Source organism: Paenibacillus xylanilyticus (genome assembly GCF_009664365.1).
GTDB classification, from domain to species: domain Bacteria; phylum Bacillota; class Bacilli; order Paenibacillales; family Paenibacillaceae; genus Paenibacillus; species Paenibacillus xylanilyticus_A.
Genome location: NZ_CP044310.1, coordinates 3,255,426 through 3,280,510, shown reverse-complemented (window position 1 = coordinate 3,280,510; position 25,085 = coordinate 3,255,426). Strand labels below are relative to the sequence as shown.

At 47.6% G+C, this 25,085-nt stretch carries 24 protein-coding genes; 6 read left to right on the top strand and 18 right to left on the bottom strand.

The annotated features are described in order from the left end of the window. Nucleotides 1-72 precede the first annotated feature (72 nt). The 5 genes from F4V51_RS14680 to F4V51_RS14660 form a co-directional block, all read right to left on the bottom strand. On the bottom strand, nt 73-1,221 hold the full coding sequence (locus F4V51_RS14680) for a metal ABC transporter substrate-binding protein (RefSeq protein ID WP_153978556.1): 1,149 nt from the start codon (nt 1,219-1,221) through the stop codon (nt 73-75). Beyond that, nucleotides 1,208-2,101: a metal ABC transporter permease gene (locus F4V51_RS14675; protein WP_153978555.1), complete on the bottom strand. Its 894-nt coding sequence runs from the start codon at nt 2,099-2,101 to the stop codon at nt 1,208-1,210. Before F4V51_RS14675 ends, F4V51_RS14680 begins: the two co-directional genes overlap by 14 nt. Then, nucleotides 2,047-2,754 carry a metal ABC transporter ATP-binding protein gene (locus F4V51_RS14670; RefSeq protein WP_153978554.1) on the bottom strand — a complete coding sequence of 236 codons (708 nt, stop codon included), beginning with the start codon at nt 2,752-2,754 and terminating at the stop codon, nt 2,047-2,049. The genes F4V51_RS14675 and F4V51_RS14670 overlap by 55 nt, the downstream gene beginning before the upstream one ends. Nucleotides 2,755-2,803: 49 nt before the next feature. Further along, complete coding sequence (gene rpmG / locus F4V51_RS14665) at nt 2,804-2,953, bottom strand: 50S ribosomal protein L33 (RefSeq protein WP_153978553.1); 150 nt, start codon at nt 2,951-2,953, stop codon at nt 2,804-2,806. A 68-nt stretch (nt 2,954-3,021) separates the two neighbouring features. Beyond that, nucleotides 3,022-4,221: a GTP-binding protein gene (locus F4V51_RS14660; protein ID WP_153978552.1), complete on the bottom strand. Its 1,200-nt coding sequence runs from the start codon at nt 4,219-4,221 to the stop codon at nt 3,022-3,024. 246 nt (nt 4,222-4,467) lie between these two features. Between F4V51_RS14660 and F4V51_RS14655 the strand changes: the two genes are divergently transcribed. Further along, nucleotides 4,468-5,499: a permease gene (locus F4V51_RS14655; protein ID WP_153978551.1), complete on the top strand. Its 1,032-nt coding sequence runs from the start codon at nt 4,468-4,470 to the stop codon at nt 5,497-5,499. 42 nt (nt 5,500-5,541) lie between these two features. After that, on the top strand, nt 5,542-6,525 hold the full coding sequence (locus tag F4V51_RS14650) for a TIGR03943 family putative permease subunit (RefSeq protein ID WP_153978550.1): 984 nt from the start codon (nt 5,542-5,544) through the stop codon (nt 6,523-6,525). A gap of 140 nt (nt 6,526-6,665) precedes the next feature. Here F4V51_RS14650 and F4V51_RS14645 read toward each other — a convergent pair whose 3' ends face one another. The 6 genes from F4V51_RS14645 to F4V51_RS14620 form a co-directional block, all read right to left on the bottom strand. Further along, nucleotides 6,666-7,967, bottom strand: coding sequence for a pyrimidine-nucleoside phosphorylase (locus F4V51_RS14645; protein WP_153978549.1), 1,302 nt, complete (start codon nt 7,965-7,967; stop codon nt 6,666-6,668). A gap of 407 nt (nt 7,968-8,374) precedes the next feature. Then, nucleotides 8,375-9,082, bottom strand: coding sequence for a purine-nucleoside phosphorylase (gene deoD / locus F4V51_RS14640; protein ID WP_153978548.1), 708 nt, complete (start codon nt 9,080-9,082; stop codon nt 8,375-8,377). A 146-nt stretch (nt 9,083-9,228) separates the two neighbouring features. Beyond that, nucleotides 9,229-10,407 (bottom strand): phosphopentomutase, encoded by a 1,179-nt coding sequence (deoB, locus tag F4V51_RS14635; RefSeq protein ID WP_153978547.1) that lies wholly within the window; start codon nt 10,405-10,407, stop codon nt 9,229-9,231. A 29-nt stretch (nt 10,408-10,436) separates the two neighbouring features. Next, on the bottom strand, nt 10,437-11,627 hold the full coding sequence (locus F4V51_RS14630; protein ID WP_153978546.1) for a NupC/NupG family nucleoside CNT transporter: 1,191 nt from the start codon (nt 11,625-11,627) through the stop codon (nt 10,437-10,439). 186 nt (nt 11,628-11,813) lie between these two features. Further along, nucleotides 11,814-12,464: a deoxyribose-phosphate aldolase gene (deoC, locus tag F4V51_RS14625; RefSeq protein ID WP_153980706.1), complete on the bottom strand. Its 651-nt coding sequence runs from the start codon at nt 12,462-12,464 to the stop codon at nt 11,814-11,816. Nucleotides 12,465-12,677: 213 nt separating this feature from the next. After that, nucleotides 12,678-13,616: a DNA-binding transcriptional repressor DeoR gene (locus tag F4V51_RS14620; RefSeq protein ID WP_095287731.1), complete on the bottom strand. Its 939-nt coding sequence runs from the start codon at nt 13,614-13,616 to the stop codon at nt 12,678-12,680. A 278-nt stretch (nt 13,617-13,894) separates the two neighbouring features. Here F4V51_RS14620 and F4V51_RS14615 point away from each other — a divergent pair, with 278 nt between their 5' ends. Next, nucleotides 13,895-14,521, top strand: coding sequence for an FMN-dependent NADH-azoreductase (locus F4V51_RS14615; protein WP_110822113.1), 627 nt, complete (start codon nt 13,895-13,897; stop codon nt 14,519-14,521). 93 nt (nt 14,522-14,614) lie between these two features. Here F4V51_RS14615 and F4V51_RS14610 read toward each other — a convergent pair whose 3' ends face one another. The 4 genes from F4V51_RS14610 to F4V51_RS14595 form a co-directional block, all read right to left on the bottom strand. Then, entirely contained in the window at nt 14,615-14,965 is a 351-nt protein-coding gene (locus F4V51_RS14610; protein ID WP_153978545.1) for a hypothetical protein, read from the bottom strand. Between the two features lie 176 nt (nt 14,966-15,141). Beyond that, nucleotides 15,142-15,804: a class II aldolase/adducin family protein gene (locus tag F4V51_RS14605; RefSeq protein WP_153978544.1), complete on the bottom strand. Its 663-nt coding sequence runs from the start codon at nt 15,802-15,804 to the stop codon at nt 15,142-15,144. Between the two features lie 27 nt (nt 15,805-15,831). Beyond that, complete coding sequence (locus tag F4V51_RS14600) at nt 15,832-17,331, bottom strand: rhamnulokinase (protein ID WP_153978543.1); 1,500 nt, start codon at nt 17,329-17,331, stop codon at nt 15,832-15,834. Between the two features lie 70 nt (nt 17,332-17,401). Beyond that, on the bottom strand, nt 17,402-19,192 hold the full coding sequence (locus F4V51_RS14595) for an L-fucose isomerase (protein WP_153978542.1): 1,791 nt from the start codon (nt 19,190-19,192) through the stop codon (nt 17,402-17,404). Between the two features lie 404 nt (nt 19,193-19,596). Here F4V51_RS14595 and F4V51_RS14590 point away from each other — a divergent pair, with 404 nt between their 5' ends. Continuing rightward, a complete protein-coding gene (locus F4V51_RS14590) occupies nt 19,597-20,628 on the top strand; it encodes a LacI family DNA-binding transcriptional regulator (protein ID WP_153978541.1) in 1,032 nt (343 codons plus the stop codon). Between the two features lie 106 nt (nt 20,629-20,734). Here the strand turns inward: F4V51_RS14590 and F4V51_RS14585 are convergent, their stop codons facing one another. The 3 genes from F4V51_RS14585 to F4V51_RS14575 form a co-directional block, all read right to left on the bottom strand. Continuing rightward, a complete protein-coding gene (locus F4V51_RS14585) occupies nt 20,735-21,628 on the bottom strand; it encodes an NAD-dependent epimerase/dehydratase family protein (RefSeq protein WP_153978540.1) in 894 nt (297 codons plus the stop codon). Nucleotides 21,629-21,758: 130 nt separating this feature from the next. Continuing rightward, nucleotides 21,759-22,481, bottom strand: coding sequence for an SAM-dependent methyltransferase (locus tag F4V51_RS14580; protein WP_153978539.1), 723 nt, complete (start codon nt 22,479-22,481; stop codon nt 21,759-21,761). A gap of 30 nt (nt 22,482-22,511) precedes the next feature. Next, nucleotides 22,512-23,492 carry a Gfo/Idh/MocA family protein gene (locus tag F4V51_RS14575; protein WP_153978538.1) on the bottom strand — a complete coding sequence of 327 codons (981 nt, stop codon included), beginning with the start codon at nt 23,490-23,492 and terminating at the stop codon, nt 22,512-22,514. Between the two features lie 180 nt (nt 23,493-23,672). On the opposite strand from F4V51_RS14575, the gene F4V51_RS14570 reads away from it, so the two are divergent. Together F4V51_RS14570 and F4V51_RS14565 are read left to right on the top strand one after the other, a co-directional pair. After that, nucleotides 23,673-24,257: a bifunctional transcriptional activator/DNA repair enzyme AdaA gene (locus F4V51_RS14570; RefSeq protein ID WP_153978537.1), complete on the top strand. Its 585-nt coding sequence runs from the start codon at nt 23,673-23,675 to the stop codon at nt 24,255-24,257. Then, nucleotides 24,254-25,075 carry an SPL family radical SAM protein gene (locus F4V51_RS14565; protein WP_153978536.1) on the top strand — a complete coding sequence of 274 codons (822 nt, stop codon included), beginning with the start codon at nt 24,254-24,256 and terminating at the stop codon, nt 25,073-25,075. The genes F4V51_RS14570 and F4V51_RS14565 overlap by 4 nt, the downstream gene beginning before the upstream one ends. The last annotated feature ends 10 nt before the right edge of the window (nt 25,076-25,085 follow it).

The following is a 25,085-nucleotide window of genomic DNA, read 5'->3' as shown; positions in this document are numbered from 1 at the left end:
ATGGCACGGCCATTCCTCAGCATGTTGTACCATTGTACCTTTTTCGATGACTGGTATCAAATGGGTTTTAATTTATTCATTCAGAGCCAGTTTGAGGGCCTGCAGATTCTGCTCCATTACACCAATGTAGTCCAGACCTGCAGCAATTTCCTCTTCGGTTAATCCTTCAATGGGATTCAAGACGGCTGTTTTTGCGCCCACTTCACTGGCGATGGTCTCGGATACTTTGGAAGATACCAGTGTTTCGAAGAAAATCGTTTTGACCTGATGTTCCTTGGCAAAATCGATTACAGATGCCATCTGTGCTGCAGATGGCTCTTGCTCGGGAGACAACCCAGCGATAGGTACTTGCTGCAGTCCATATTGCTGTGCAAGATAGCCGAAGGCTGCATGCTGTGTAATGAAATCTTTTCGTTTGCTGTCGGTTACAGCCGCTTTAAATTCTTGGTCAAGTGTTTCCAGCTTGGCGATGTAAGCATCCGCATTTTGCTTGAATTGTTCGGCATGTTCCGGTGCAGCTTGTGCCAGTCCGGCTTCGATGTTCCGCACTTCCTGAACAGCCAGAACAGGTGATAACCAAACGTGCGGATCAAGCCCGCCATGATCATGTGAATGCCCTTCTTCTGTGCCGGCATCATGTTCATGGTCATGTTCTTCTGTCGTTGCTTCATCTGCATGTTCATGGTCATGCTCTTCTGCAGCAGCTTCTTCCCCATGCTCGTGATCATGGTCATGCTCTTCTGTCGTTGCTTCATCTGTATGATCATGGTCGTGTTCATCTGCACTAGAGTCCCCATGATGATGACCATCTTCTACGCCTTCAAGCAGATCAATGCCTTGGCTTGCTTCAACTTGTACCAGCTTGTCATTACTCAGACTATCCTTTACTTGATCGATCCATGATTCCATGCCAGCACCATTATAGACGAGTACATCTGCTTTCTCGATGCTAGCTATATCCTGAGGTGTTGGCTCCCAGTCATGAGGCTCCATACCAGCAGGAACGAGTGTATGTACATCAGCCAGATCTCCTGCTACATTTTTGGTGAACTCATACATCGGATAAAAGCTAACCTGTACGTTCAATTTTTTCTCCGTTGCTGCAGGAGTACTTGTTGAAGCTGCATCCGAATTCGATGCGGTTTTGGTTTGTCCGCAACCTGCTACAATAAGTGTGAGACTGAACAACAGCCCCATTGCTGATTTTTTACTGAATTTCATGTGGTGTATTCTCCCTCGATTGTATTAATATCTTTGCACGCTGCTGTTTTACTTCCTTGCGGTGCCGTTTACGATTGTATAGTTGAATCAGCTTTTGTGCTGATATTCCGGTCAATAGAAAGGCCAGCAAAATGAGTGCGATCGTCCCGCCTGGCGGTGTATTCCAATGGTAAGATGTCGTCAATCCGCCAAAAATGCCGATTAACCCGGTAATGACGGCAATGGCCAATGCAGCAGCGAAGCTGCGAGAGATTCGAAGTGCCAGCGCAGCTGGCAGCACAATCAATGCGGATACAAGCAGTACGCCAACGATCGGCATGGCCGAAGCAACCGTCAGACCAGTCAATACGGCGAAGGCAAACGATAAACCTTTGACCTGAACACCTCCAATAGAGGCTGTCTCTTCGTCAAATGTCAAATTATATAAAGGTCTTCGTAGTACGATGAAAAAAAACAATCCAATGATGCATACAGCTGCCATCATCCCTAACTGAACATTGCTGACTGCAACGATGGAACCGAACAGATAGGAACTGAAGGTCTTGGACAAATTGGTTTTCAGACTCATAAGCACCACAGCCAGTGCCAGGCCTGAAGTCATGATAATCGCCACTGGCACTTCACTATATGTACGATAGCTTCTCCGCAGCTGTTCGACCAATAACGCACCAATGACAGCAATCGCAAACCCGCAGATTACCGGGTTGAGATTCATGATCGAACCGAGGGCCACGCCCGCCAGAGAAACATGGGACAGCGTATCGGCCATCAGCACCTGCCTCCGAAGCATCAGGTAGACACCAAGTATCGGAGCAATAATGCCAATCAGTCCGCCTGCCCAAAAGGCTCGCTGCATGAATTCGTACTCAAACACTGCCATTCCTCACTTTCTTGACGCTCCAGGGTGATCGTCCGGTCCAATCGGTTGCCCATCTCTTCAAGGCCATGGGTGACCATAATAATGGTCAATCCATGGACATCTGCATAGTGGCGCATTAGATCATAGAAACCTTCCCGGCTGCGGCGGTCCATGCCTGTTGTCGGCTCATCCAGAACTAGAACTTGGGGCTGTCCTGCCAGAGCTCTGGCGATGCAGATGCGCTGCTTCTGTCCACCCGACAGCGCGCCTACCCGTGCATTGCGATATTCCCACATGCCGACTTCCCGAAGACTGCGTTCGACTACGGCTTCCTGTTCGGGTGAGAATTTTCGGAATAAACCAAGCTTGCGATAACATCCCGATCGCACCAGTTCAATGACTGTACTGGGAAACCCACTGTTGAATGATGCCACCTGCTGGGGCACATATCCGATCTCCAGTTTGTTGCCATTGTTGTTCTGAATATTCATATGTACCGTGCCGCTCCAGGGCTGTAACAGCCCCAGCAGCAATTTCAGCATGGTTGTTTTCGCCGAACCATTGGGTCCGGTAATGCCTACAAACTCGCCCACATGAATATCCAGCGATAATTGATCAATGACGGGTTCTTTCCCATATCCAAAAACCACATCGCGCATGGAAGATAGAATCATGCCAGGTCCTCTTTTCGTAAGTATTACGATTTAAAAACGACAAAAAAATTTATCTCGTTTCCCTGTGAATCGTCACTTTCTTCAATCGTGGTGAATATTTTTTCATTTCAAGACGCTCCGGATGGTTACGTTTGTTCTTCGTCGTGGTATAGTTGCGATCCCCGCACTCTGTACAAGCTAAAGTTACAATGACTCTCATGTTGTGACCTCCTTCATTTAATCGTAATCATTACTGTTTAATGATACTATCCCATCCTTTTTCTTTTGTCAACCCCATGATGGAAACGGATCTTTCAGTTCACGCCAGTTAAGCTGCATCTCTTCTTCGGTAAGTAAAGTATCGTCCAATGTTCGCTCAATCTCTGCCCGGTCCATATCAATTCCGATAAACACCAATTTCGTTACCCGGTCTCCCCACGTATCATCCCAATCCGGAATGGCTGGTAACGTATCTCCAAAATGCATCTGCCGTTCCTCTTCGCTCATCGCACCTACCCATAAGCCAGCTGGTCCGAGCTGCTTGGAGGTCCCTGCATGACTGAAGGAAATAGCCATATGGTTCCGTGTAGCCAGCCACATCAATCCCTTGGATCTGACAATACTCTCCGGCCACTTCGCAATCCAGCGCAGCAATCGTTCCGGATGAAACGGACGTTTCCGATGGTATACAAACGAGCGAATGCCATACTCTTCCGTTTCCGGGGTGTGTTCTTCCTTCATTAATTCGCGGATCCAGCCTGCAGACTGACTCGCTTTTTCAAAATCAAACCGTCCCGTGTTCAATATATCCTTCGGATCAATCTGTCCGTGTGTCGTTCGAATCAGCTTGGCTCCGGGTTGCATCGCATGCAGCGCCTTTTCCAGCTTGAGCAATTCCTCCTCAGAGACGAGATCACACTTGTTGAGTATCAGCACATCGCAGAATTCAACCTGATCGGTCAATAGATGCACGATTCCCCGGACATCGCCCTCTCCTGCTTCCTGCCCCCGATCCATTAATGTTTCCTTTGAATAAAAGTCCCGCCAGAACTGCGCCGCATCCACGACAGTTACCATGGTGTCGAGCCTGGTGAATTTCGTTAAATCAATTCCAAGTTCTTCATCGATATAGGTAAATGTCTGAGCAACGGGAACAGGTTCTCCAATACCCGTCGATTCAATCAGAATATAGTCAAAAGAACCGTCCAGAGCGAGACGTTCCACTTCTTTCAGGAGATCTTCCCGAAGCGTACAGCAGATACAGCCATTGGACATTTCCACAAGCTTCTCGTCAATACGTGATAATCCGCCTCCATCTCGAATTAACCCGGCATCGATATTTACTTCACTCAGGTCGTTTACGATTACGGCAACTCTCATACCATCCCGATTATGTAGCACATGATTCAATAAGGTTGTTTTGCCTGCGCCCAGATAACCGCTTAATACGGTTACGGGTACCCGGGGATTCTCTTGTTTCTCAGACATGTCTATTCCTCCACTCCACGGTTCTTTGATAAAAAGGAAGAACCAATATGTTTTTTGGTTGATTGTTAATCGTACTAATTACGATTAACAATCAACACTATACTTGAGTTGACTTTCACTTGTCAACTTCTCGATTTAATACTGGTGAATAAATCGTAAAATTTATGATTAAAAGACCAATCTGCGTATGTTGCTTAAGGTACAAGCATATAGATTACTAAAAGTCCGGTTGTGGAGGTCTGTTGTATGAAGCTTGCAGCCAATATGAAGCTCCTGTCCATCCTGGTTCCCTGCGCCTTTCTTGTTCCCGTGCTCATCACGATGTCTTCTGATCAAAAACAGGCGTGGAACAGCGAAGCTTTGCAAAATGTGAAAACCGTATTCATCGGCATTTTCCTCGAGGCTGCTCCTTTTCTACTCATCGGTGTACTGCTCTCTTCACTCATGCAGTGGTTCGTGTCGGAAGAAATGGTTCGCAAGCTTACACCAAAGAACCCCGTTGGTGGAGTTTTAGTGGCTGGTTTACTCGGCATCATATTTCCGATCTGTGAATGTGGCATGATACCGGTTGTTCGCCGTTTGATGCATAAAGGCATGCCTGCTTACATTGCAGTTACTTTTATTCTTAGCGGCCCAGTAGTCAATCCGATCGTGTTTACATCAACACTGCTCGCTTTTCCATCTCATCCCGAAATCACGATTGCCCGCATGGCACTGGCTTTTGCCGTCGCAGCTTCGATTGGCTTGCTGGTCTATTTGTTTGTACGGCAGAATCCTCTGCGCAGAGCCAAGGCTGCCGTGACAGAGGTCAAGACTCACTCCGCATTCAAAATGGCACACCCACATAAGCACGACGACCACGACCATAACCATGAGAAAAACTGGCGCAGCTTCTTTATCCATGCCGGAGATGAATTTGTGGATATGAGCAAGTATTTGGTCATTGGTGCATTGATTACTGCCTGCATTCAGACGTTTATTAGTCGAAATGACTTGATTGCACTGGGGAACGGACCGGTTGCCTCCTATGTGTTTATGATGGGATTTGCTTATGTATTGTCTCTTTGTTCGACTTCCGATGCATTTGTAGCCTCTGCATTCTCGCATACCTTCGCTCTCGGTCCACTCATTTCATTTCTGGTTCTGGGCCCAATGCTCGATTTCAAAAGCACACTGATGCTTCTGTCCACGTTCCGCACAAGGTTTGTCATTGGGTTAAGCATAGCCATTATTGTTCTCGTCTTCGCTGGATCATGGCTGATTAACCTTCTGGTATAGCGTATATGCTCCTACCATTGAGAATTGAAAAGAGGTGAGTAGATGATTCAGCCTGCATCCTTTCACATCCACAGTCACACTTCAAGGCGGCACTCCATCCAGTGGCATTCATTAATCCGTGCGGTATGGATTGGTGGTCTTGCCGTGTACATCTTCCATTTGAAGGAGAATGATTCTTTACATTATTATCTGGCACCTACGATGCAGCGTTTGCTGTTATGCTGTCCCATACCACTCCTGTTCATCGCGGTCATTATGGCTTGGCATGGACTGTTCGGTCATGGACAGATCCATTGCGATTGTGAACATCCACCTCCGTCTGGAGTGATTCGAAGCTTGGTGACCTACGGCTTAATCATGTTTCCTCTACTGCTCGGATTTTTGCTGCCGGATCAAGCACTCGGCAGTTCCATGGCCAGTCAGAAAGGCATGTCGCTGTCTTACGCGCCTCCCGAAATCCGGCGCAAAGAACCGGCACCAGAGGAAGCTACGAGCTTGAATATTCAAGATTTTGCCCATAACCAATCATCTACTGCAGCTGGGTCAGCGAGTAAAGTCCAATTCATTCCTCCTGATGAATACAGCCGTGAATTTGCTGAGCTAGCGGAAAAATTGTATGCAGAACCGGTCATCAAGGTTTATCCTGAGATTTTTTCGGAAACGCTTGGCACTATTGACATGTTTCAACGACAATTTGCTGGCAAGCCAATCTCCCTTACTGGCTTTGTCTATCGGGATGAAAGTATGGATCATGAATCACACTTTGCGCTTGGGCGGTTCCTCGTCATGTGCTGTCCAGCAGATGCAGCGCCATTTGGCGTAATGATCCACATCCCTGAAGCCGACAGCTTCCCTACCGACAGCTGGGTACAGATTGATGGCAGCATTGGATCAGCTCAGGTGAATGGCAAAGATACCATTGAGATTCGAGCAGCGAAGATTACTGCTGTTTCCGAGCCATCCACGCCTTATATTTATACCAATGCCGATTCCGTAATGGCCTATGATAAACTCCAAGGGAAATAAAAAATCTAGTTTAAACCTAAGTAAAGGCCCAGACCAAGTCTCAGATTCATTGAACGAGAAAAAACCCGAAGCCAGGAATCCACGGCTTCGGGTTTTTCAATTCGAGTCCAAAAACGTATTGTACTCGGGGATCTGATTGATTATTCAGTTACAATATCATGAACGAGCACTGGAGCATCCGCGTGATCAGCGATGGTAATGTTCTCTTTGATCTTCGCGATCACGTCTGCCACATCCTCACGATTGGCATGGATGGTTACCAACGATTCACCAGCTTTGACCTTGTCGCCAACTTTTTTGTTCAGCATCAAGCCAACAGCAAGATCAATCTCGGATTCTTTGGTAGCACGCCCTGCGCCAAGCAGCATCGCAGCAGTACCAATCTCGTCCGCTACGATTCCAGCGACATAACCGTCCTGATCAGCTTCAACTTCGATCAGATATTTCGCCTGTGGCAAACGATCCGGATGGTCGACGACAGACGCATCGCCACCTTGGTTGGACAGGAAATGCTTGAATTTCTCCAGTGCCTTCCCGTTCTGGATTACTTCTTTCAATTTCTCTTCCGCTTGTTCCAAGGAGTCTGCTTTGCCAGCAAGGAACACCATTTGACGTCCAAGTGCCAGACACAGTTCTTCCAGATCTTTTGGTCCTTTGCCCTGCAGCGTCAGAATTGCTTCTTTCACTTCAAGCGCGTTACCGATCGCAAAGCCCAGTGGTTGAGACATGTCGGAGATAACTGCCATCGTTTTGCGCCCTACATTGTTACCGATGCTGACCATGGCATGTGCCAGTTCTTTTGCATCTTCCGTCGTTTTCATGAATGCACCCGCACCCGTTTTTACATCCAGTACGATGGCATCAGCACCTGCAGCAATTTTCTTGCTCATGATGGAGCTGGCAATGAGCGGAATGGAGTTAACTGTTGCCGTTACGTCACGGAGTGCATAAAGCTTCTTGTCAGCTGGGGTAAGGTTACCACTCTGACCGATAACCGCTACCTTATGTTCGTTTACGAGTCTAATAAACTCTTCCTTCTCCAGCTCCACGTGGAAACCGGCAACGGACTCCAGCTTGTCTGTCGTTCCGCCGGTGTGACCCAGACCGCGTCCGGACATCTTGGCTACAGGAACATCCAGAGCAGCAACGAGCGGTGCCAACACCAATGTTGTTGTGTCACCAACGCCTCCAGTGGAGTGCTTGTCTACTTTGATGCCTTCAATGGCAGATAGATCAATCGTTTCACCCGAATTAACCATCGACATCGTCAGATCCGCACGTTCCTTGTCCGTCATATCCTTGAAGAAAACGGCCATCGCCCAAGCGCTGACTTGATAGTCCGGAATTTCTCCTTGGGTATAACCTTGAACAACAAAATCAATTTCAGCTGTTGTCAGTTCTTTTCCGTCACGTTTTTTGGCAATAATGTCTACCATTCTCATGATGATCTCTCCTTTGTTGTGAGTGATTTAACTTATCTCCGAGGTGGCCGTTCCGGTTACGGATCGTTCTTCCGATCGCTGTTGTCTCCAAATTTTCTTTGAATTACTTTTAGTTAGGTAGAAATTTGGAGACAAAGGCGAACGCTAACGCTTCTTCAGAATCGATTCCGTTCCCTTCACTACCTTCTGATTTGTCAAAAATTGTCCCGGAGGCTTAAGGCGGGCAATTCGCTTCTTCAAGTTCATTCTGCCCTCTCCGTTATCGTGTAAATTTGTATGTTATTGTGGTGGTGAAAAATTCGGAGACAAAGGCGAACGCTTCGCTTCTTCAGAATTGATCCGTTTCCTTCACTACGTGCTAATGACAAAGTTTCAATTCAAATCAATTGCTTGATTAATAGTAAAACTTAAAGTGTGATTGCTGTTTCCAGTGCAACGACCATCATGTCGTTGAAGGTTTTTTGACGCTCTTCAGCAGAGGTTTCCTCGCCAGTTAGCAAGTGATCGCTTACTGTCAGAATCGTCAATGCATTCACGCCAAACTTCGCTGCAATTGTATAGAGTGCTGTTGTTTCCATTTCCACGCCCAATACGCCGTGCTGCATCAATTTTTCGGTAACCGAGCGGTCGTCACGGTAGAACGAATCGGAACTGAATACGTTACCCACGTGGATTTTCATGCCTTTTGCTGTCGCGCGGTCATACGCTTCTTTCAGCAAGGAGAACGTTGCGATTGGGGAGAAATCATACCCGCCAAACACAAGCTTGTTCATGCTGGAGTCTGTACAGGAGGCTTGAGCCAAAACGACGTCACGAACACGCACGTGCTCCTGCATACCTCCACATGTTCCCACGCGAATGAGGTTTTTGACGCCATATTCGCTAATCAACTCATTGGCATAGATGGCGAACGATGGAATTCCCATGCCTGAACCCTGCACCGAAATGCGTTTTCCTTGATATGTACCGGTAAAGCCCAGCATTCCGCGAACTTCGTTATAACAAACGACATCTTCCAAATACGTATCCGCGATATATTTAGCCCGCAATGGATCTCCTGGCAAAAGAATTGTTTCTGCGATATCTCCGGGTTTGGCTCCAATATGTGTACTCATGGTTAAATCTCCTCCAGTTTATCCATTAATATAGTCATGCCAGATCCCGGGCAGCCGAAGCTGCTCCGGTGCTCTGCATATTTTTTGTTTACAATTACATTATTCATCTGGTTTTAGCCTGAACGACGAACGACGAACGACGAAATCTATTTTAAATCTTTCAGGAAGCTTGTACCATACTCCGGCAATTGAACACCGAAGTTATCGGCTACCGTTGCACCAAGATCGGCAAATGTACTGCGCAGTTCAAGCTGCTTACCTTCAGTAAAGCGTGGAGAATAAACAAGCAGTGGCACATACTCACGTGTATGGTCCGTACCGCGATACGTTGGGTCGTTACCATGGTCAGCCGTAATAATCAGCAGATCATCGTTGGTCATTTTCTCAAAAATCTCAGGCAGACGTGCATCGTAATCCTCAAGTGCTTGAGCATATCCTTGTGGATCACGGCGATGGCCGAACAATGCGTCGAAGTCTACCAGGTTCAGGAAGCTAAGCCCGGTGAATTCTTCATCCATCGTCTCGGACAATTTGTCCATGCCATCCATGTTCGACACTGTACGCACAGACTTGGTCACACCTTCACCATCATAGATGTCTGCGATTTTACCAAGGGCGATAACATCGAATCCCCCGTCTTTAAGCTCATTCATCACCGTACGGCCGAATGGTTTGAGCGCATAATCGTGACGGTTCGCTGTACGTTTGAAGTTACCCACTTCTCCCACGAACGGACGAGCAATGATACGGCCCAGCATGTATGGATCATCAAGTGTAATCTCCCGGCAAAATTCACAAATTTCATAGAGCTCTTTCAACGGCACCACATCTTCATGTGCTGCAATCTGCAGAACGGAATCCGCGGATGTATAGATAATGAGCGCTCCGGTTTTCACATGCTCTTCACCAAGCTCATCAATGATTTCCGTACCACTGGCCGGTTTGTTTCCGATGACTTTACGGCCTGTCTTCTCTTCGATGCGCTGAATCAGCTCATCCGGGAAGCCATTCTCGAATACACGGAACGGCGTATCAATATAGAGTCCCATGATCTCCCAATGGCCTGTCATCGTGTCTTTGCCTCGGGATGCTTCCTGCATTTTGGTATAATACGCTTTGGGAGCATCCGCGACAGGAATACCCTCAATTTCTTTAATGTTGGATAGTCCAAGACTTGCCATATTCGGCATGTTCAGACCTCCACGTTCACGTGCAATGTGACCAAACGTATCCACATCGAAGTCATCAAATTCTGCTGCATCCGGTGCTTCACCGATACCTACAGAATCCATAACGATCAGATGTACTCTTTTGAATGTTGACATAACTTAAGCACTCCTTCCAATTATCCGGCTTACAAGAACAGTCCGGCGATGATCGCAGACAGCACGCTGACAAGCGATGCACCGTAAAGCAGCTTCAGACCGAAGCGGGCCACCACATTGCCCTGTTTCTCATGAAGTCCCTTGACCGCACCGGCAATGATACCGATGGAGGAGAAGTTGGCGAACGATACGAGGAAGACCGACACAATGCCTGTCGTACGGGCAGACAGTGTGGTTTGTTTGGTTAGATCCAGCATGGCGACGAATTCGTTCGACACCATTTTGGTTGCCATGATACTTCCCGCCTGAATCGCTTCTTTCCAGGGAACGCCCATAATAAACGCAAAGGGTGCAAACACATAACCAAGCAGTTCCTGGAACGAAATGCCGAGAACAGCACTAAATATGCCGTTAATGAGTGCAATCAGGGCAACGAAACCGATGAGCATTGCTGCAACAACGATCGCCACTTTGAAACCGTCCAGAATGTACTCACCCAGCATCTCGAAGAACGATTGTTTTTCCTCTTCCTGCACTTCCAATATATCTTCTTCCTCGGTTACCCTATAAGGATTCACGATGGAAGCAATGATAAAACCGCCAAACAGGTTCAGCACAAGCGCTGTAACCACATATTTCGGATCAATCATGGACATATAGGCACCGACAATGGACATCGATACCGTGGACATGGCTGAGGCACATAGTGTGTACAGCCGATGCTTCGGCAGCAAACCGATTTGTTTTTTTACGGAGATGAACACTTCAGATTGCCCCAGAATGGCGGAAGCAACCGCGTTATATGATTCCAGTTTGCCCATTCCGTTGATTTTGCTTAATACCAGACCAATATATTTTATAACAAAAGGTAAGATTCGGATATACTGCAAAATACCAATCAGAGCAGAGATGACGACAATCGGCATTAACACGTTTAGGAAAAACGGTACCCCGCCGCCTTCTGCTTCTATGGTCGTAAGACCTCCGAATACAAAAGCGATGCCTTCGTTTGCGTAATCAAGCAAATTTTCAAATATCGTGGAGAATCCGCCAATCAAAAACGTACCTACACCAGTGTTCAGCAAAGCATAAGCGAGGATGATCTGTAAAACAATCATGACAGCCAGCGGCCGGTAGCGTATTTGCTTCTTGCCGTTACTTGCAATGTAAGCCAGTCCAAAAACAACAAGTAAACCAAGAATGGCAATCAGAAATTTCATATAATCTCTCCTTTGAAGGTCGTTTAGCCAGATGTAGAATTCTGCTCAAAGGCCACACCGGGGAATGGAGCTTTCAGAAAACTTGTGAAGCGCTTACAAACTATTCATCTGATAAAGGTTGAGGAACTGTTCCCCATCATCGGTGTACATACCGGTTTCTGGAGAACAGATCAACGACCTGGTTTTTTAGTAAGAGGATGTAGATTGTCCGCCTTGCATGATCTTCACGCCAGAGCTTGCACCAATCCGGGTTGCCCCTGCTTCAATCATTTTTTGCATGTCTTCAAGGCTGCGTACCCCGCCCGATGCTTTTACACCCATATCTGGTCCAACTGTGCGACGCATCAGAGCGATATCTTCTGGCGTTGCCCCACCTGTAGAGAAACCTGTGGATGTTTTGACAAAATCGGCGCCTGCTCTAACCGCTGCCTGGCATGCACGTACTTTTTCTTCGTCTGTAAGCAGACACGTTTCAATGATGACTTTTACCAATGCTTTACCCGCTGCAGCTTCAACAACAGCACGAATATCCTGCTCTACATAGTCATCTTTTCCATCTTTCAATGCACTGATGTTGATCACCATGTCTACTTCTGTAGCACCTTTAGCCATTGCATCAGTCGTTTCGAACGCTTTGGTCTCGGAAGTGGAAGCTCCCAGAGGGAATCCGATTACCGTACAGATATCTACGCCGCTACCTTGAAGCTGCTCTGCAGCATAAGAAACCCAACCCGGATTTACGCATACGGAAGCAAACTGGTACTGTTTCGCTTCTTCCGTCAATTGGTTGATTTCGCTTTGTGTTGCATCCGCACGAAGCAAGGTATGATCGATCATTTTGGCTAATTGAGCTGTAGTCAATTGAATCTCTCCCTTATCTGAACTGTTTATTTATAGCCTTACACTAACATGAACATATGTAAAAATCAATATGAACCTTTGTTCAATCCCATTCACCCGTTATTATGAGCGAAACAACGCTTATAGCTTCTGCCCTAAAAAAGCAAAACATCCACCATTCTTCCGTGGCAGATGTTGTCATCCTCAGATTTAGAATCGAAGCAAAGCCTGAGCTGTGTACTGGTCTGTTACCAGAATGTTCGCATAGTGTCCTTTGAGCGCTGCGTGGATGGCTTCGATTTTGCGTTGACCACCAGCAACAAGGATGGATTTCTCTTTGTTCCGTAATTCAGCCAGGTCAATCCCTACGGTTCTGCTGTTGATCTCTTCACTGATCAATTGACCCTCAGCATCAAAGAAACGTGAACAGATATCACCTGCACCCGAATTCATCAGCAATTGCTGTTCCTCTTCATTGAAATAACCCAGCTTGAACAGGAGTGCGTCCTCCTTCACCGTTCCAACAGTGAAAATGGCGATGTTGGCCTGCCTGCCGAGCTCTACGATGCGTCCGATGTGCCGGTCAGCTTCCACCATTTTCTTGACTTCAATATTGTCAAAAATAACAGGCAGGGGCAAATACCGCGGAACGGTATGGAACGCTTCCGCGAACAAATGCACGATCTCCGCTGCATACGTGTTGACGTGGGAATGACTTACGCCTCCCTTTAACTGAACGACTTCAACACCTTTCACCTGTTTGGCCCGAAGCTGTTTGGCCACCGCGTACATCGTTGTTCCCCATGTCACTCCAATAATATCTGCATCCTGTACAGTGTCCTGCAGATAGTCAGCTGCTCTTTTGCTGATGTGCCTCTGTATCTCCTCATCACTCTTCAATGGTGCAAAGCAGACGAGTGCGGTATCCAGATTATATTTGGCTTTGAGTTCCCCGGCAATGATATCAATATCCTCCAGCGGGTCCATAATTTCAATACGGACATAACCTCGGTCCTTGGCATACTGGAGCAACCGGGATACGGTTGGACGAGACACGCCCAGCCTAACGGCGATATCCTGCTGGCTGTAATCCGACTGATAATACAATTTGGCTGCTTCAATGCTTAATCGTTGTTTCTCCAGGTCCATTCCCATTTGCAATCATCTCACTCATCCATGGTATCGTTTGCAATTCTTGTTCCATACTGATTCGTATTTTAATTCATTGCTAGTCCAGTTTATTATACATCATGAAGTACCAGGTCACTATTCCTTCTGCAACTAATGACATAGGTGAAGATTCGTGTAATCCAGGCATAAAAAGAACCCAAGCATAAAAAGTATTTTAGTGTGCATACTACAGCGGTCACTTTATTGTTTGAGGAATGATGAATTCACCCAAATACATGACTGAGAGGAAGTATTGTATGCCAACCCTACTGTATATTACTGCCCATCCACATGATCATGAGACCTCTTTCAGTATGGCCACAGGTCAAGCTTTTATAGATGCATACCGCGAAAGCAATCCATCGGATGAGGTTGTCCATCTTGATCTGTATCGCTCCAACATCCCACATATTGATGCCGATGTGTTCAGTGGTTGGGGTAAACTTCAATCCGGCAGTGAACTCACTTCGGAAGAGCAATCCAAGGTAAGCCGTCTGAATGAGCTATCGGATCAGTTTGCATCAGCTGACAAGTATGTTTTTGTTACTCCGATGTGGAACTTCTCATTTCCTCCAATCATGAAGGCGTACATTGACTCCATATGTGTGGCTGGCAAAACGTTCCGCTATACAGAGCAAGGTCCGATCGGACTTTTGACGAATAAAAAAGCACTGCATATTCAGGCCCGCGGAGGTATCTATTCCGAAGGTCCTGCAGCTCAAACGGAATCCGGGCATCGATACCTGAGCATCATCATGTCATTCCTGGGTGTACCCAAGCTGGACGGGATCTTCATTGAAGGTCACAACCAATACAGAGAACGGGCGGATCAGATTAAACAGGATGCAATTGAACAGGCTCGAACTGCAGCGAAGCAGTTTTAATTATAAAATGAAAAAAAAGTAAAGCCCGCTATGCTCCCTTATTCGTACGAAGGGGCACAGCGGGCTTTTATATAATACCAGAATGATATACGTTTACTGTTGACCGGCACTGGCACGGCTTATGGTTTCAAGTTTGCGGGTTATGGCATTACGGTCCACTTTCAATCCCCAGAGCATCTCAACGATTTGCTCTTTCTCTTCAGCGGAATCGGCATGTTTCAGCTGCATTAAGAGATCATGCATCTGTTCATTAATCCCTTCAAACTGGGTCCAGAGATCCTGGCGTACTTCTTGAGAATCCAAGTGACGATTAGCGTCCACCTCTTCTTTTAGTGCTTGCAGAATGGAGTTCTTCCATTCATCGTCACCTAACTGTGTCGCTATGTTCAGGAGATCCAGATAATCGTCAACAAGAAGTGAGTTCAATTCAGCATGTGTTTTCATCGTTTATTGCATCCCCTTTTCGTCTATTTACCGAGTATTATACTCGGTTTTTCAGGTTTTGCAATAGGTGTCGGAATAAGGGTCAGCTTTTTGGGGTTTATGTCGAATTATGACGAAACGCTTTTGAATACACTCTATATTGGCACTCAATAAACTTTATATGGATACTCTTGGTATTATGACTTGAGCTGTTGCAGCAGCTGGACACGATACGCTTCACTCTCTAGAGATTGGATCTCCTTATATTGTTCCGCCGTAAGAACCCTTGGTTCTCCAGCTGCCTTGGCAATCATGTACACTTTTGCACTTTCCTCGACCACTTGAGTTCGATAATAGGCTTCACGCAAATTTTTCCCCGTTGTGACCAGTCCATGATTAACAAGAATGAGGGCCGAATGGGAGTCCACCTTAGCTGCGACTGCATCAGCCAGAAGTTTGGTCGTAGGTAGAACGTAAGGAATGAAACCGACGTCCCCTACAAGTGCAGACTGATCCGGAAAAAGGTGAGGCAGTTCATCGTACACCAGGCTCAGAGCGATCGTATATGCAGGATGCGTATGAACAATCGCTTGAATATCGGGATTCACGCGATAGCTGTACAGATGCATTAACACTTCTGAGGAAGGGCGTGTTGATCCGGCCCGGGTCTCACCTGTCCCGATATCAACCGCAATCCACTCCTCCGGTTCAATATCCTCAAGTGCATAACCACTCGGAGAGAGCAGCATCGTGCCTTCCGAACGGGCACTTAGATTGCCTCCAGGTCCAACCACGAGACCCTGCGCTACCGATCTGCGGGCATATTTGGTCAGTTCTTCTCTTACCAGCTGTTCAGTCATGTGTTCCTCCACTCCCTTAACTTCTTTTTATTTCAGTCCCTTCGCTAAGCGTCCATTCAGTTTTTGATAGATTTCATAGGCTTCCTGCCATGGCAGGCTATCCTCTGGCTCATAGGTTTCCAGAGTGAAGGAAGCAGCGGCAATCTCCCGGACCTCAGATAAACTGCCTACTTCGTCATGGGCCATGAATTGCAGCATGCAATTCCCGGCGGCAGTTGCCTCCACTGGCCCTGCTACCACAGGAATACCGGTGGCATTCGCTGTAAACTGACACAATAAACGATTCTGAACACCTCCGCCTACCATGTGAATGACGCTCGGCCGGCTCCCCGTGACAAGTTCAAGTTCATCCAGTGTCTGCCTGAATTCCAGAGACAGGCTTTCCAAGATACAGCGTACAATCGCTCCGATGGTTTCCGGAGTCACTTGGTTGGTGGCACTGCATTGCTGGCGTATTCGTTCAGGCATATCACCCGGTGTTAGATAGATCGCATCCCCCGGCAGGATGAAGCTTTGTAGCGCTGGAGCCGATGCTGCGAGGTGAACCAGCTCCTGATGACTGAAAATATGATTTTCCCGTTCCCACTGCCTCTTGCACTCCTGCAGAAGCCAGAGACCTGACCGATTCTTCAAAATTCTGGTCTTGCCACTGACCGTCCCTTCATTGGTGAATCCCAGACTGCGGCTGCGTTCATCCAGTACTGGAGAGTCGCGTTCCATGCCCATTAATGACCAGGTTCCACAGCTGATAAAGGCAAAATTCGGATCTGACGCAGGAATGGCGGCCAGTGCTGATGCCGTATCATGCGAGCCTACAGATATGACTTGCATGGGTTCAATCTGTAACTCTGCGCACAGATCATCTGTTAATCGTCCCAGCACAGTGCCCGGCCGAACAATGGGTGGGAAAAGTGTTTCAGGTAAACCGAGGCGGCCAAACAAGGATTCATTCCAGCGGTCCTCTCCGGCATGCAAAAGTCCGCTTGTGCTGGCAATGGTATATTCACAGGCCTTCTGTCCTGAGAGATAAAAGTGAAACAGATCCGGCATGAATAACATCCGCATATCTGGACGTAATTCAGCGTTTTCCCGTAGGCTTCCAACCAATTGGAACACCGTATTAATCTGCTGAGGCAGGACGCCGGACATGCTATACAGCTCTTCTTCATTAACCATACGCAGCGTCTCTTTCATCCAATCGGCATTACGCGATTCCCGGTAATGACGTGGATTACCACACAATCTTCCTGCCCCATCCACCAAGCCATAATCAACACCCCATGTGTCCACGGCAATGGAACGGACTGGTTGAGTTAATCCCTGCGTGCCCTTTACAATGCCCTGTTTCAATTCATGGAACAGTCTTAGGAAATCCCAGTACAATCCGTCCGCAAGCTGAACGGGATCATTACTGAATCGATGTACTTCCTGTAACGCGAGCATCTCACCGTCAAAACTTCCCCTGACCACCCGGCCGCTTCCGGCACCATAGTCAGCAGCAAGCACATGGTTTAGCGTGTTTCCCATCTCTCTTGCCTCCTCCTTTGGAAGAACGCCACATTCGGATTAGGCAGAATATGGCGTCTGACAGGATAGTCTAACGGTATAAAGGTCCAAACACGCTGCAGGCACGGTAATCTGCACTCTCCGGTTCACTTGTTCCGAATAACCCCCATGCCCGTGGACGGAATATCTCGGAATCCGGAACATTGTGCATACTCACTGGAATCCGCAAGATTGAAGCCAGGGTTAGGAGATCTGCCCCGATGTGACCGTATGAAATCGAGCCGTGGTTGGCTCCCCATTGGTTCATGACTTCATAAACGGAGGTAAATGCGCCTGTTCCTGTTAAAATCGGAGCGAACCATGTTGATGGCCAAGTCGGATCCGTCCGCTGGTCCAGCGTATTATGCACTTCATCAGGCAGATCCACGGTGTAACCCTGAGCGAGCTGCAATACAGGACCAAGCCCCTTAACCAGATTGAGACGTGTCATCGTGACAGGCATACCGCCTTTGGTCAGGAAGTCTGCGGAGTAGCCGCCGCCTCTGAAATATTCGACTGATGCAGGTCTCCACGATGTCGATTGCAGGCAGTTCTGGACCTCTTCATCTGTAATTTCCCAGAAAGGCTTAAGAGCAGGGTTACCGTCTCTGGATTGCTGCCCAGTACCATCGAGTGCCGCGGAGCCCGAATTGATCAAGTGGAGAATTCCGTCTTTCGCTTTTCCCTCCAATTGATGCCCTGTTACCCGTGCAACCGAGTCCGGACTCCAATACGTACGTACATCTGCAAATATCTGGGCTGTATGAGTGAGCAGTGAGCCGAACAGCATGGATACACCGTTCAGGCTGTCATTTTCTGTGGCGACCAGGTAAGGGGAGCGTTTGCCATTCCAGTCAAAGGATGAATTCAGGATCGACTCCAGGAAGTCGCCATTAGGCGAATGATCCGTCCACTGCCGCTGACCCTGGAAGCCGGATACAATCGCGTGATGACCCATCGATTCTTCTGTAAAACCGAGTTCTGCCAATCTGGGATTGCCGGCCATCAGATCACGTACGATCTGAGTCATTTTCACAACAGTTTCCCATTCATACTCTTTCCGCTTGCGGTCTGTTTGCAGATGGGTCGGGTTGTTATCCGGCCCTTCAATGCAATTTTCTTTCACCCAAGCCAGTGCCAACTTATATTCTTCCGGATCATAGATTTCTTCCTCGATCCTCCGGGTCAGCTCGCTCATGTCCACATATTCGTTCCTCATGCCGAGATATTCCTGGAAAAAGGAATCGTTCACAATGGATCCGGCAATTCCCATGGATACCGAGCCAATGGACAGGTATGCCCGCCCTTTCATCGTAGCAGCTGCAAGACCCGCCCGGCTGAAGCGAAGCAATTTCTCCCGGACGTCATCAGGAATGGTCGTATCCCCGCCATCCTGAACATCCTCGCCATAGATCCCGAAGGCCGGAATCCCCTTCTGAGCATGTGCAGACAGTACGGCTGCCAGATAGACTGCGCCAGGCCGTTCCGTACCGTTAAACCCCCAGATGGCGGTAGGTATGGATGGAGACATATCCATCGTTTCCGTACCATAACACCAGCATGGAGTAACCGTAATGGTGACTCCAACATTTGAACGATTGAACAGCTCTGCCGCCGCAGCTGCTTCGGCCACACCGCCAATACAGGATTCGGCAACGACGCATTCGACCGGGGAGCCGTCCGGATAACGAAGTTCTGCGGTAAGCAGCTCAGCTACCGATGTTGCCATTCGCATCGTTTGTTCCTCCAGGGATTCACGTACTCCCTTGCGTCTGCCGTCAATGGTGGGACGAATACCAATCTTGGGAAAAGCCTGTTTATAACGGTAATCCTGATGTGTCATACTAATACGTCCTCCTTCAAGTGGTTTCTGGATAGGTACGAATTGATTTCACGTTGTCTTTCAGGATGCAGTTAAAGCGGTCAGACCTTGACGATGTAATCCCGATACCCTATTGGTGCGTCAGTCCTGGACAAGAGAGCAATTCATTAAATGAATGCGTTTACAAATTCAAATTGAACAAAAGTCCATTTTATGTATGGATCTCCATGATGCAGTCCTCTTTCTCTGCAGGAACGGATGTATAGAGCAAAAAAAGAATGCCTACTGTGAATGGTTTACTGAAAAAAGTGGTTTGTTTTGTATTTTGGGTTATCGGTAACCCTAACATAGCACGCGCCCATATTGCTGTCAATCGGCATTATCCTATAGAATGGTAAGACTATGTTATGAGAGGTTAGATTCTATTGATCACTATTTATGATATTGCCAAGAAAGCCAATGTTTCTGCCATGACGGTCTCCAAAGTGATTAATCAAACAGGTCGAATCAGCACGGCCACCAGGGAACGCGTACAACAGGTTATTGATGAACTCGGGTATATCCCCAATTCGAATGCACGCAGCCTTGTACTTCAGCGAACACAGATGTTATCTCTGCTGATTACCGATATCACCAATCCATTTTATACGACACTCGCACGCGGCGCGGAGGATGCAGCTAACGCTCGTGGATATCGTCTGTTGTTCGGGAATAGTGATGAAGATTACAACAAGGAGAAGAACTACGTGGAGACGATTCTCTCCACGCGTGTAGACGGAGTCCTGTTTGCCCCTGCGGGCGACCGTTCCCTTGATCATCTGCAGCAGTTACATGAGAGGAAGATCCCGTTTGTGATCTTGGATCGCACGGTACCAGGGATCACATCCGATGTCATCGCGGGGGACAGCCGGCAAGGTGCACTTCTACTGATCCGATATCTGACGGAACTGGGTCACCGCCGTATTGCGCTCGTTAACGGCTCTTCCGAGGTTTCTACGGCCAGATTACGTGAAGAGGGTTATGCTGAAGGGTTACGTGAAGCAGGAGTTAAGGTTGATCCAAAGCTTGTCCTTCGGACAGGTTATCGTGATTTCAGTGATGAGGCTGGAATGGAACAGTTACTTACACAGCCGGATAAGCCAACGGCTATTTTTGCAGCCAATAATATGCTCGCGATTGGGGTCATTCGTTTGCTGCGTAAAAGAGGGCTGCGTGTACCGGAGGACATCTCGGTCGTCTGTTTTGATGATCTGGATCTGGCTTCCGCTTTTGATCCTTTCCTCACGGTAGCCGCACAGCCTGCCTATGATTTTGGAGCCAAAGGCATGCATATGCTAATCGACAGAATTGAAGGCACCGCACCAACTGATCCGCAAACGGTCATTCTTCCATCCGAACTGCGTATCCGTGCTTCAGCTTCCCTGCCACTAGGGCAATCGAAGCCATTGGAATCATGATAGAATCCGTATGACTGGACTCAAATTAATATAAAAAAACAGGACGCCAAGGAGTTGCACGCTCCCTTGCGTCCTGTTTTACCATTCATGCTTATATACCAAAAATTTAACCTTCGGACTGCAGCGCCAGTGCCACTTCACGTACGAGACCCGGAAACCAGTCCATCAGTGCTTCAAAGGTATATCCGGCCTGCTCTGCCTTGGTTGTGTCCATCGTCCACGATTCCGAGATACCGAAGGGGGACATATCCTCCTGAACGGTTTCGCGTAATACTTGTGACTGCATGCCTGTCACCGTCTCAATCAGGTCCATCATGGCAGACAGCGAAATGGATCCTTTTGAAGCGGCGTTTACAGGTCCGGTAATCGACGAATGCCCCAACCAGGCAAGAAATCTGGCTGCTTCCGTAGAATTGATAAAACCAATTTCCGCGTCCGGATTCGGCATGCCAATTGGCTTTCCTTTTTGCACATGTTCAATATGAAAATGCAGTCTTCTCGTATAATCATCTATTCCGAGAACAATTGGAATTCTCATCGCCACGACAGGAAAACTTGCTTCCTGAAAAAACACAGCCTCCGCCAGCCGCTTGCCCTCTCCATACGAAAAGTCCTCGTGATTCCCGTATTTCAATGGATACGTGTATGGATCGAAGTCCTCTTCCTTAAATCCCGGTTGGGGATCACCATACACGGAGAGTGTTGATGTAAGCACATATCTTTGGGTACGTCCCGCAAAAGCGTCACACGCCGACTTCGCCGCATCCGGTGAGTAACAGATGTTATCATACACCACATCCCACTGGTCAATCTGTGCCACTTCAGCTAGAGATTGCGGATCCTCCCGATCCATCTTGATCCGGTTCACCTCTGGCCCGAAGTCCACGTTCGTTTTGCCGCGCGTCGCAACGGTAATTTGCGATTTTCCTTCCCACAGCAAATGATCGACCAGACGTTTGCCGAAAAAGCGTGTCCCGCCAAGAATGAGTACCTTTTTCATCCGATAGACCTCCTACCCTCTTCTGGTGTTTCATATATTATAGCGAGGTTTGCAGTATTACAACAAATATACCCCGTAACGCAACAGTTAACCTGTGTTTCAAGGACGGAAAGACCTCTTATCACTTGACTCAGGATTCGGGTTTTGTAATTTTGAGCATCGTATGGGCTCCATGTTGAAATTCATACGTCGTGCTGACTTCTGTAACACTGAATCCAAGGTTCTTCAGAAAGGACATGATCTTGTCCATATGTTCATAGCGATTCCCGGACAAGTCGACTGTAGGAAAAATTCGCAGCTCTTGTCTTGTTACGCGCAGCAATTCAAGAATGGTTCGCTCATGGAAGGTGAAGTCCAATCGATCCGCATACGTAAACATAAAATGCGCAGATAACGTCATATCAAATTGGTCGTCAGTGAAAGGCAGCACGGGAAGCTCTGCATAGACATACTGCATGGGATAGCTCCTCATATCTGCCGTACAATCACGAAGTGCACTCATTCTTGCTTGCTTCAGGCCATCTATTGAACCAAAATAGTCCCATTTGTATCTGTCACGCACCTGTTCCAATTGCTCAATGGTGTGTTCAATGTCCAGCTGCCCTTTCAGTTCCAATTGGTCGATTTCGTGTTCGTATGCAATATCTGCTGCCATGGAGTCCGCCCCATGCCTACGTGCATGGCTGCTGAATGAACAAGCCCCACCCGGACAGTCCAGAATGGATCTGGCATGGAGATCTTCTGCTGTAAGGTTGAACATTGACATATATTCCTCATACGTTCGTCCAATAAAAATAATCTTCTCCAGTTCAAGACCTAAACTCTTGTTCTCTTGCTGCTCTTCTCTACTCATCTCGTCTCAGCTCACTTTCCTGTTGCTCAATTAATCGTTCGGGAAAACCAGACCAATCTGCTTGCGGATCTGATCCATCACCTGCATGGTTTCATAGGAACGTTCATAGCTGTTCAGCTCGGATTCCTGTTTCCCCTGCTGAACCAGGTTAACGAATTCCTCCACCTCGTAATACATGGCTGGATAGGTCTGCTCAGCTGTCAACGGTTCAACCGTACCGTCATTGTATCGTATTTCCGCATGTTCGGGGGAACCGATTTTATCAATGATAATGCTGCCGCGCTCTCCCATAATTTCACTTGGCACATGAGAGTTGGAGATCTTGGAGTAAGTCACCACGGCTTCCATCCCTTCATAGCCTAGAAGTACACTGCCCTGTCCGTCCACGCCTGAATCCAGCATGATGGCTTGCGCTTGAACCTGATTTGGTGCTCCAAACAAAGTGATCAGCGGGTACAGACAGTACACCCCAAGATCCATTAAAGCGCCGTTTGCAAGTTCAGGCTTGAATGCATTAAGCACAACCCCCTCTTTGTACTTGTCGTAACGGGAAGAATACTGACAGTACCCCGCGATATATTTGCGTACAGGTCCAATTTTGTGCAGATGAGCCTGGACCATTTTGAACGTTGGAGCCAGCGTTGACTTCATCGCTTCCATTAGCAAAACGTTATTATCGCGAGCTGTGTTAATCACATGAGAAACCTCTGCAGCATTGGCTGCAAGTGGCTTCTCGCATAATACATGCTTGCCGTTTCTCAGGAACAGTGCCGTCTGATCAGCATGATATGTATTGGGTGTAGCAATGTAGACCGCATCAATCGTGTCACTCGCTGCCATCTCCTCCAGGTCAGTGAATCGATGCTTGGCGTTATGTTGATCTGCAAAGACATTCGCCTTGTCCTCTGTCCGTGAGTAGACAGCTGTCAATTCAAATCCCTTCACATGTGCTGCAGCTTCAAGAAGCCGTTCTGTAATCCAGTTGGTACCTACAACTCCGAAACGAACCATTATTACCTACCTCTTTCGTAAATGAATTTCACATGTACATCATCCTGCTCATTGTAGCATATTTCATTCCCTTGAACGGAAAGGATCGTCGCCTGCTTGCCATTGAGATCTTGCTTATTCATGCGAGAATCTGTTGAACATCTCTCGTAGAAGGGTATAATGTGTCGTGAGGTGATCCCTATGAAGCTTCGGGATAAACAAGAGCTCCCTTCTTTTTCAATAGACGAAACGCAATGGACAGCCATTATCAGCAATGATGCTTCGTATGACGGGGAATTTTATTACGGTGTCAGGACGACAGGTATTTTTTGCCGACCTTCATGCAAATCCAAAGATCCGAAATACGAAAATGTACTCGGTTTCCATCACCCTGAAGATGCACTGGCACAAGGCTTCAGACCATGCAAACGCTGCAAACCTACAGGACAGCGTGTTCCTGATCAGGAATGGGCTTCCATTGTAACGAATTACATTAACCATCATTATTCAGAATCTCTTACGCTGGATATTCTTGCTCAAATTAGCCATGGTAGCCCGTATCATCTGCATCGTGTGTTCAAGCGTGTTACGGGCATAACTCCGGTGCAATATATTCAGGACACTCGGATGACCGAAGCGAAAAAATTGCTTGCGAACACTACACTCTCGATTTCAGATATTGGTCGCCAAGTAGGCATAACTAATCCGGCCTATTTCAGTGCCGTGTTTCGCAAGCTTACAGGGCAGACACCTGCTCATTACCGAGAACAGGAGCAGCAGCAATGAATAAGACCCAATATTTATATAAAACATCAAAGACCCTGATGAACAAAGGGACCGGTTTCCTTAACGGATATACCCACACGCTAAATCCCTATACAGGCTGTTCTTTTGCATGCTCTTACTGTTACGTCAGGCAAATGCCCGTTTCTTTGTTTCGCAAGCAGGATTGGGGAAGCTGGGTTGATGTGAAGCAGGAAGCTGCCAGTGTACTTGCCAAAGAGTTGAAACGTGCTATCTCCAAAGGTAAAGTCACAATCTTTATGTCATCCAGTACCGATCCATATCAGCCTGTCGAATATAAGGAGCAAATTACACGTTCCCTGCTCGAAGTGATGATACAGCATCCTCCGGATTTCCTTCTGGTTCAAACCCGAAGTCCTCTCGTCACACGGGATATGGACCTGCTCCAGCAATTGGGTGACCGGGTGCGTGTCAGCATGACGATAGAGACGGATCGGGATGATATTCGCAAGCATTTTAGTCCGGCTGCACCACCTATTCCCGGTAGATTACATGCATTGGAAAAACTAAGGGATGCAGGTATAGCTACCCAGGTTGCGATTGCCCCTGTGCTTCCGAGCAGCGATAACTTTCCTTCCCTCCTTCGGCCTCTGGTTCAACGTGTTTGTATCGATGATTACTTCATGGGCGATGGCAGTCAAGGGAAACGCACGCGCAGATTGGGCATGGAGTCGCTCTATCAGGAGTTAGGCGTGGAAGAATGGTATCAACCTGAGGCCTATCAGATCGTGGAGGAACGGATGAGAAAGCATTTTGCGGAACATGAGATCTGGATCAGTCAGGCGGGATTTGAGCCTTAAATGTGGTTTG

Bases quoted from the DNA above. Each gene is read 5' to 3' on its own strand.
- F4V51_RS14680 (WP_153978556.1), bottom strand. From the start codon at position 1,221: ATGAAATTCAGTAAAAAATCAGCAATGGGGCTGTTGTTCAGTCTCACA.
- F4V51_RS14675 (WP_153978555.1), bottom strand. From the start codon at position 2,101: ATGGCAGTGTTTGAGTACGAATTCATGCAGCGAGCCTTTTGGGCAGGC.
- F4V51_RS14670 (WP_153978554.1), bottom strand. From the start codon at position 2,754: ATGATTCTATCTTCCATGCGCGATGTGGTTTTTGGATATGGGAAAGAA.
- rpmG (WP_153978553.1), bottom strand. From the start codon at position 2,953: ATGAGAGTCATTGTAACTTTAGCTTGTACAGAGTGCGGGGATCGCAAC.
- F4V51_RS14660 (WP_153978552.1), bottom strand. From the start codon at position 4,221: ATGTCTGAGAAACAAGAGAATCCCCGGGTACCCGTAACCGTATTAAGC.
- F4V51_RS14655 (WP_153978551.1), top strand. From the start codon at position 4,468: ATGAAGCTTGCAGCCAATATGAAGCTCCTGTCCATCCTGGTTCCCTGC.
- F4V51_RS14650 (WP_153978550.1), top strand. From the start codon at position 5,542: ATGATTCAGCCTGCATCCTTTCACATCCACAGTCACACTTCAAGGCGG.
- F4V51_RS14645 (WP_153978549.1), bottom strand. From the start codon at position 7,967: ATGAGAATGGTAGACATTATTGCCAAAAAACGTGACGGAAAAGAACTG.
- deoD (WP_153978548.1), bottom strand. From the start codon at position 9,082: ATGAGTACACATATTGGAGCCAAACCCGGAGATATCGCAGAAACAATT.
- deoB (WP_153978547.1), bottom strand. From the start codon at position 10,407: ATGTCAACATTCAAAAGAGTACATCTGATCGTTATGGATTCTGTAGGT.
- F4V51_RS14630 (WP_153978546.1), bottom strand. From the start codon at position 11,627: ATGAAATTTCTGATTGCCATTCTTGGTTTACTTGTTGTTTTTGGACTG.
- deoC (WP_153980706.1), bottom strand. From the start codon at position 12,464: ATGATCGATCATACCTTGCTTCGTGCGGATGCAACACAAAGCGAAATC.
- F4V51_RS14620 (WP_095287731.1), bottom strand. From the start codon at position 13,616: ATGGACCTGGAGAAACAACGATTAAGCATTGAAGCAGCCAAATTGTAT.
- F4V51_RS14615 (WP_110822113.1), top strand. From the start codon at position 13,895: ATGCCAACCCTACTGTATATTACTGCCCATCCACATGATCATGAGACC.
- F4V51_RS14610 (WP_153978545.1), bottom strand. From the start codon at position 14,965: ATGAAAACACATGCTGAATTGAACTCACTTCTTGTTGACGATTATCTG.
- F4V51_RS14605 (WP_153978544.1), bottom strand. From the start codon at position 15,804: ATGACTGAACAGCTGGTAAGAGAAGAACTGACCAAATATGCCCGCAGA.
- F4V51_RS14600 (WP_153978543.1), bottom strand. From the start codon at position 17,331: ATGGGAAACACGCTAAACCATGTGCTTGCTGCTGACTATGGTGCCGGA.
- F4V51_RS14595 (WP_153978542.1), bottom strand. From the start codon at position 19,192: ATGACACATCAGGATTACCGTTATAAACAGGCTTTTCCCAAGATTGGT.
- F4V51_RS14585 (WP_153978540.1), bottom strand. From the start codon at position 21,628: ATGAAAAAGGTACTCATTCTTGGCGGGACACGCTTTTTCGGCAAACGT.
- F4V51_RS14580 (WP_153978539.1), bottom strand. From the start codon at position 22,481: ATGAGTAGAGAAGAGCAGCAAGAGAACAAGAGTTTAGGTCTTGAACTG.
- F4V51_RS14575 (WP_153978538.1), bottom strand. From the start codon at position 23,492: ATGGTTCGTTTCGGAGTTGTAGGTACCAACTGGATTACAGAACGGCTT.
- F4V51_RS14570 (WP_153978537.1), top strand. From the start codon at position 23,673: ATGAAGCTTCGGGATAAACAAGAGCTCCCTTCTTTTTCAATAGACGAA.
- F4V51_RS14565 (WP_153978536.1), top strand. From the start codon at position 24,254: ATGAATAAGACCCAATATTTATATAAAACATCAAAGACCCTGATGAAC.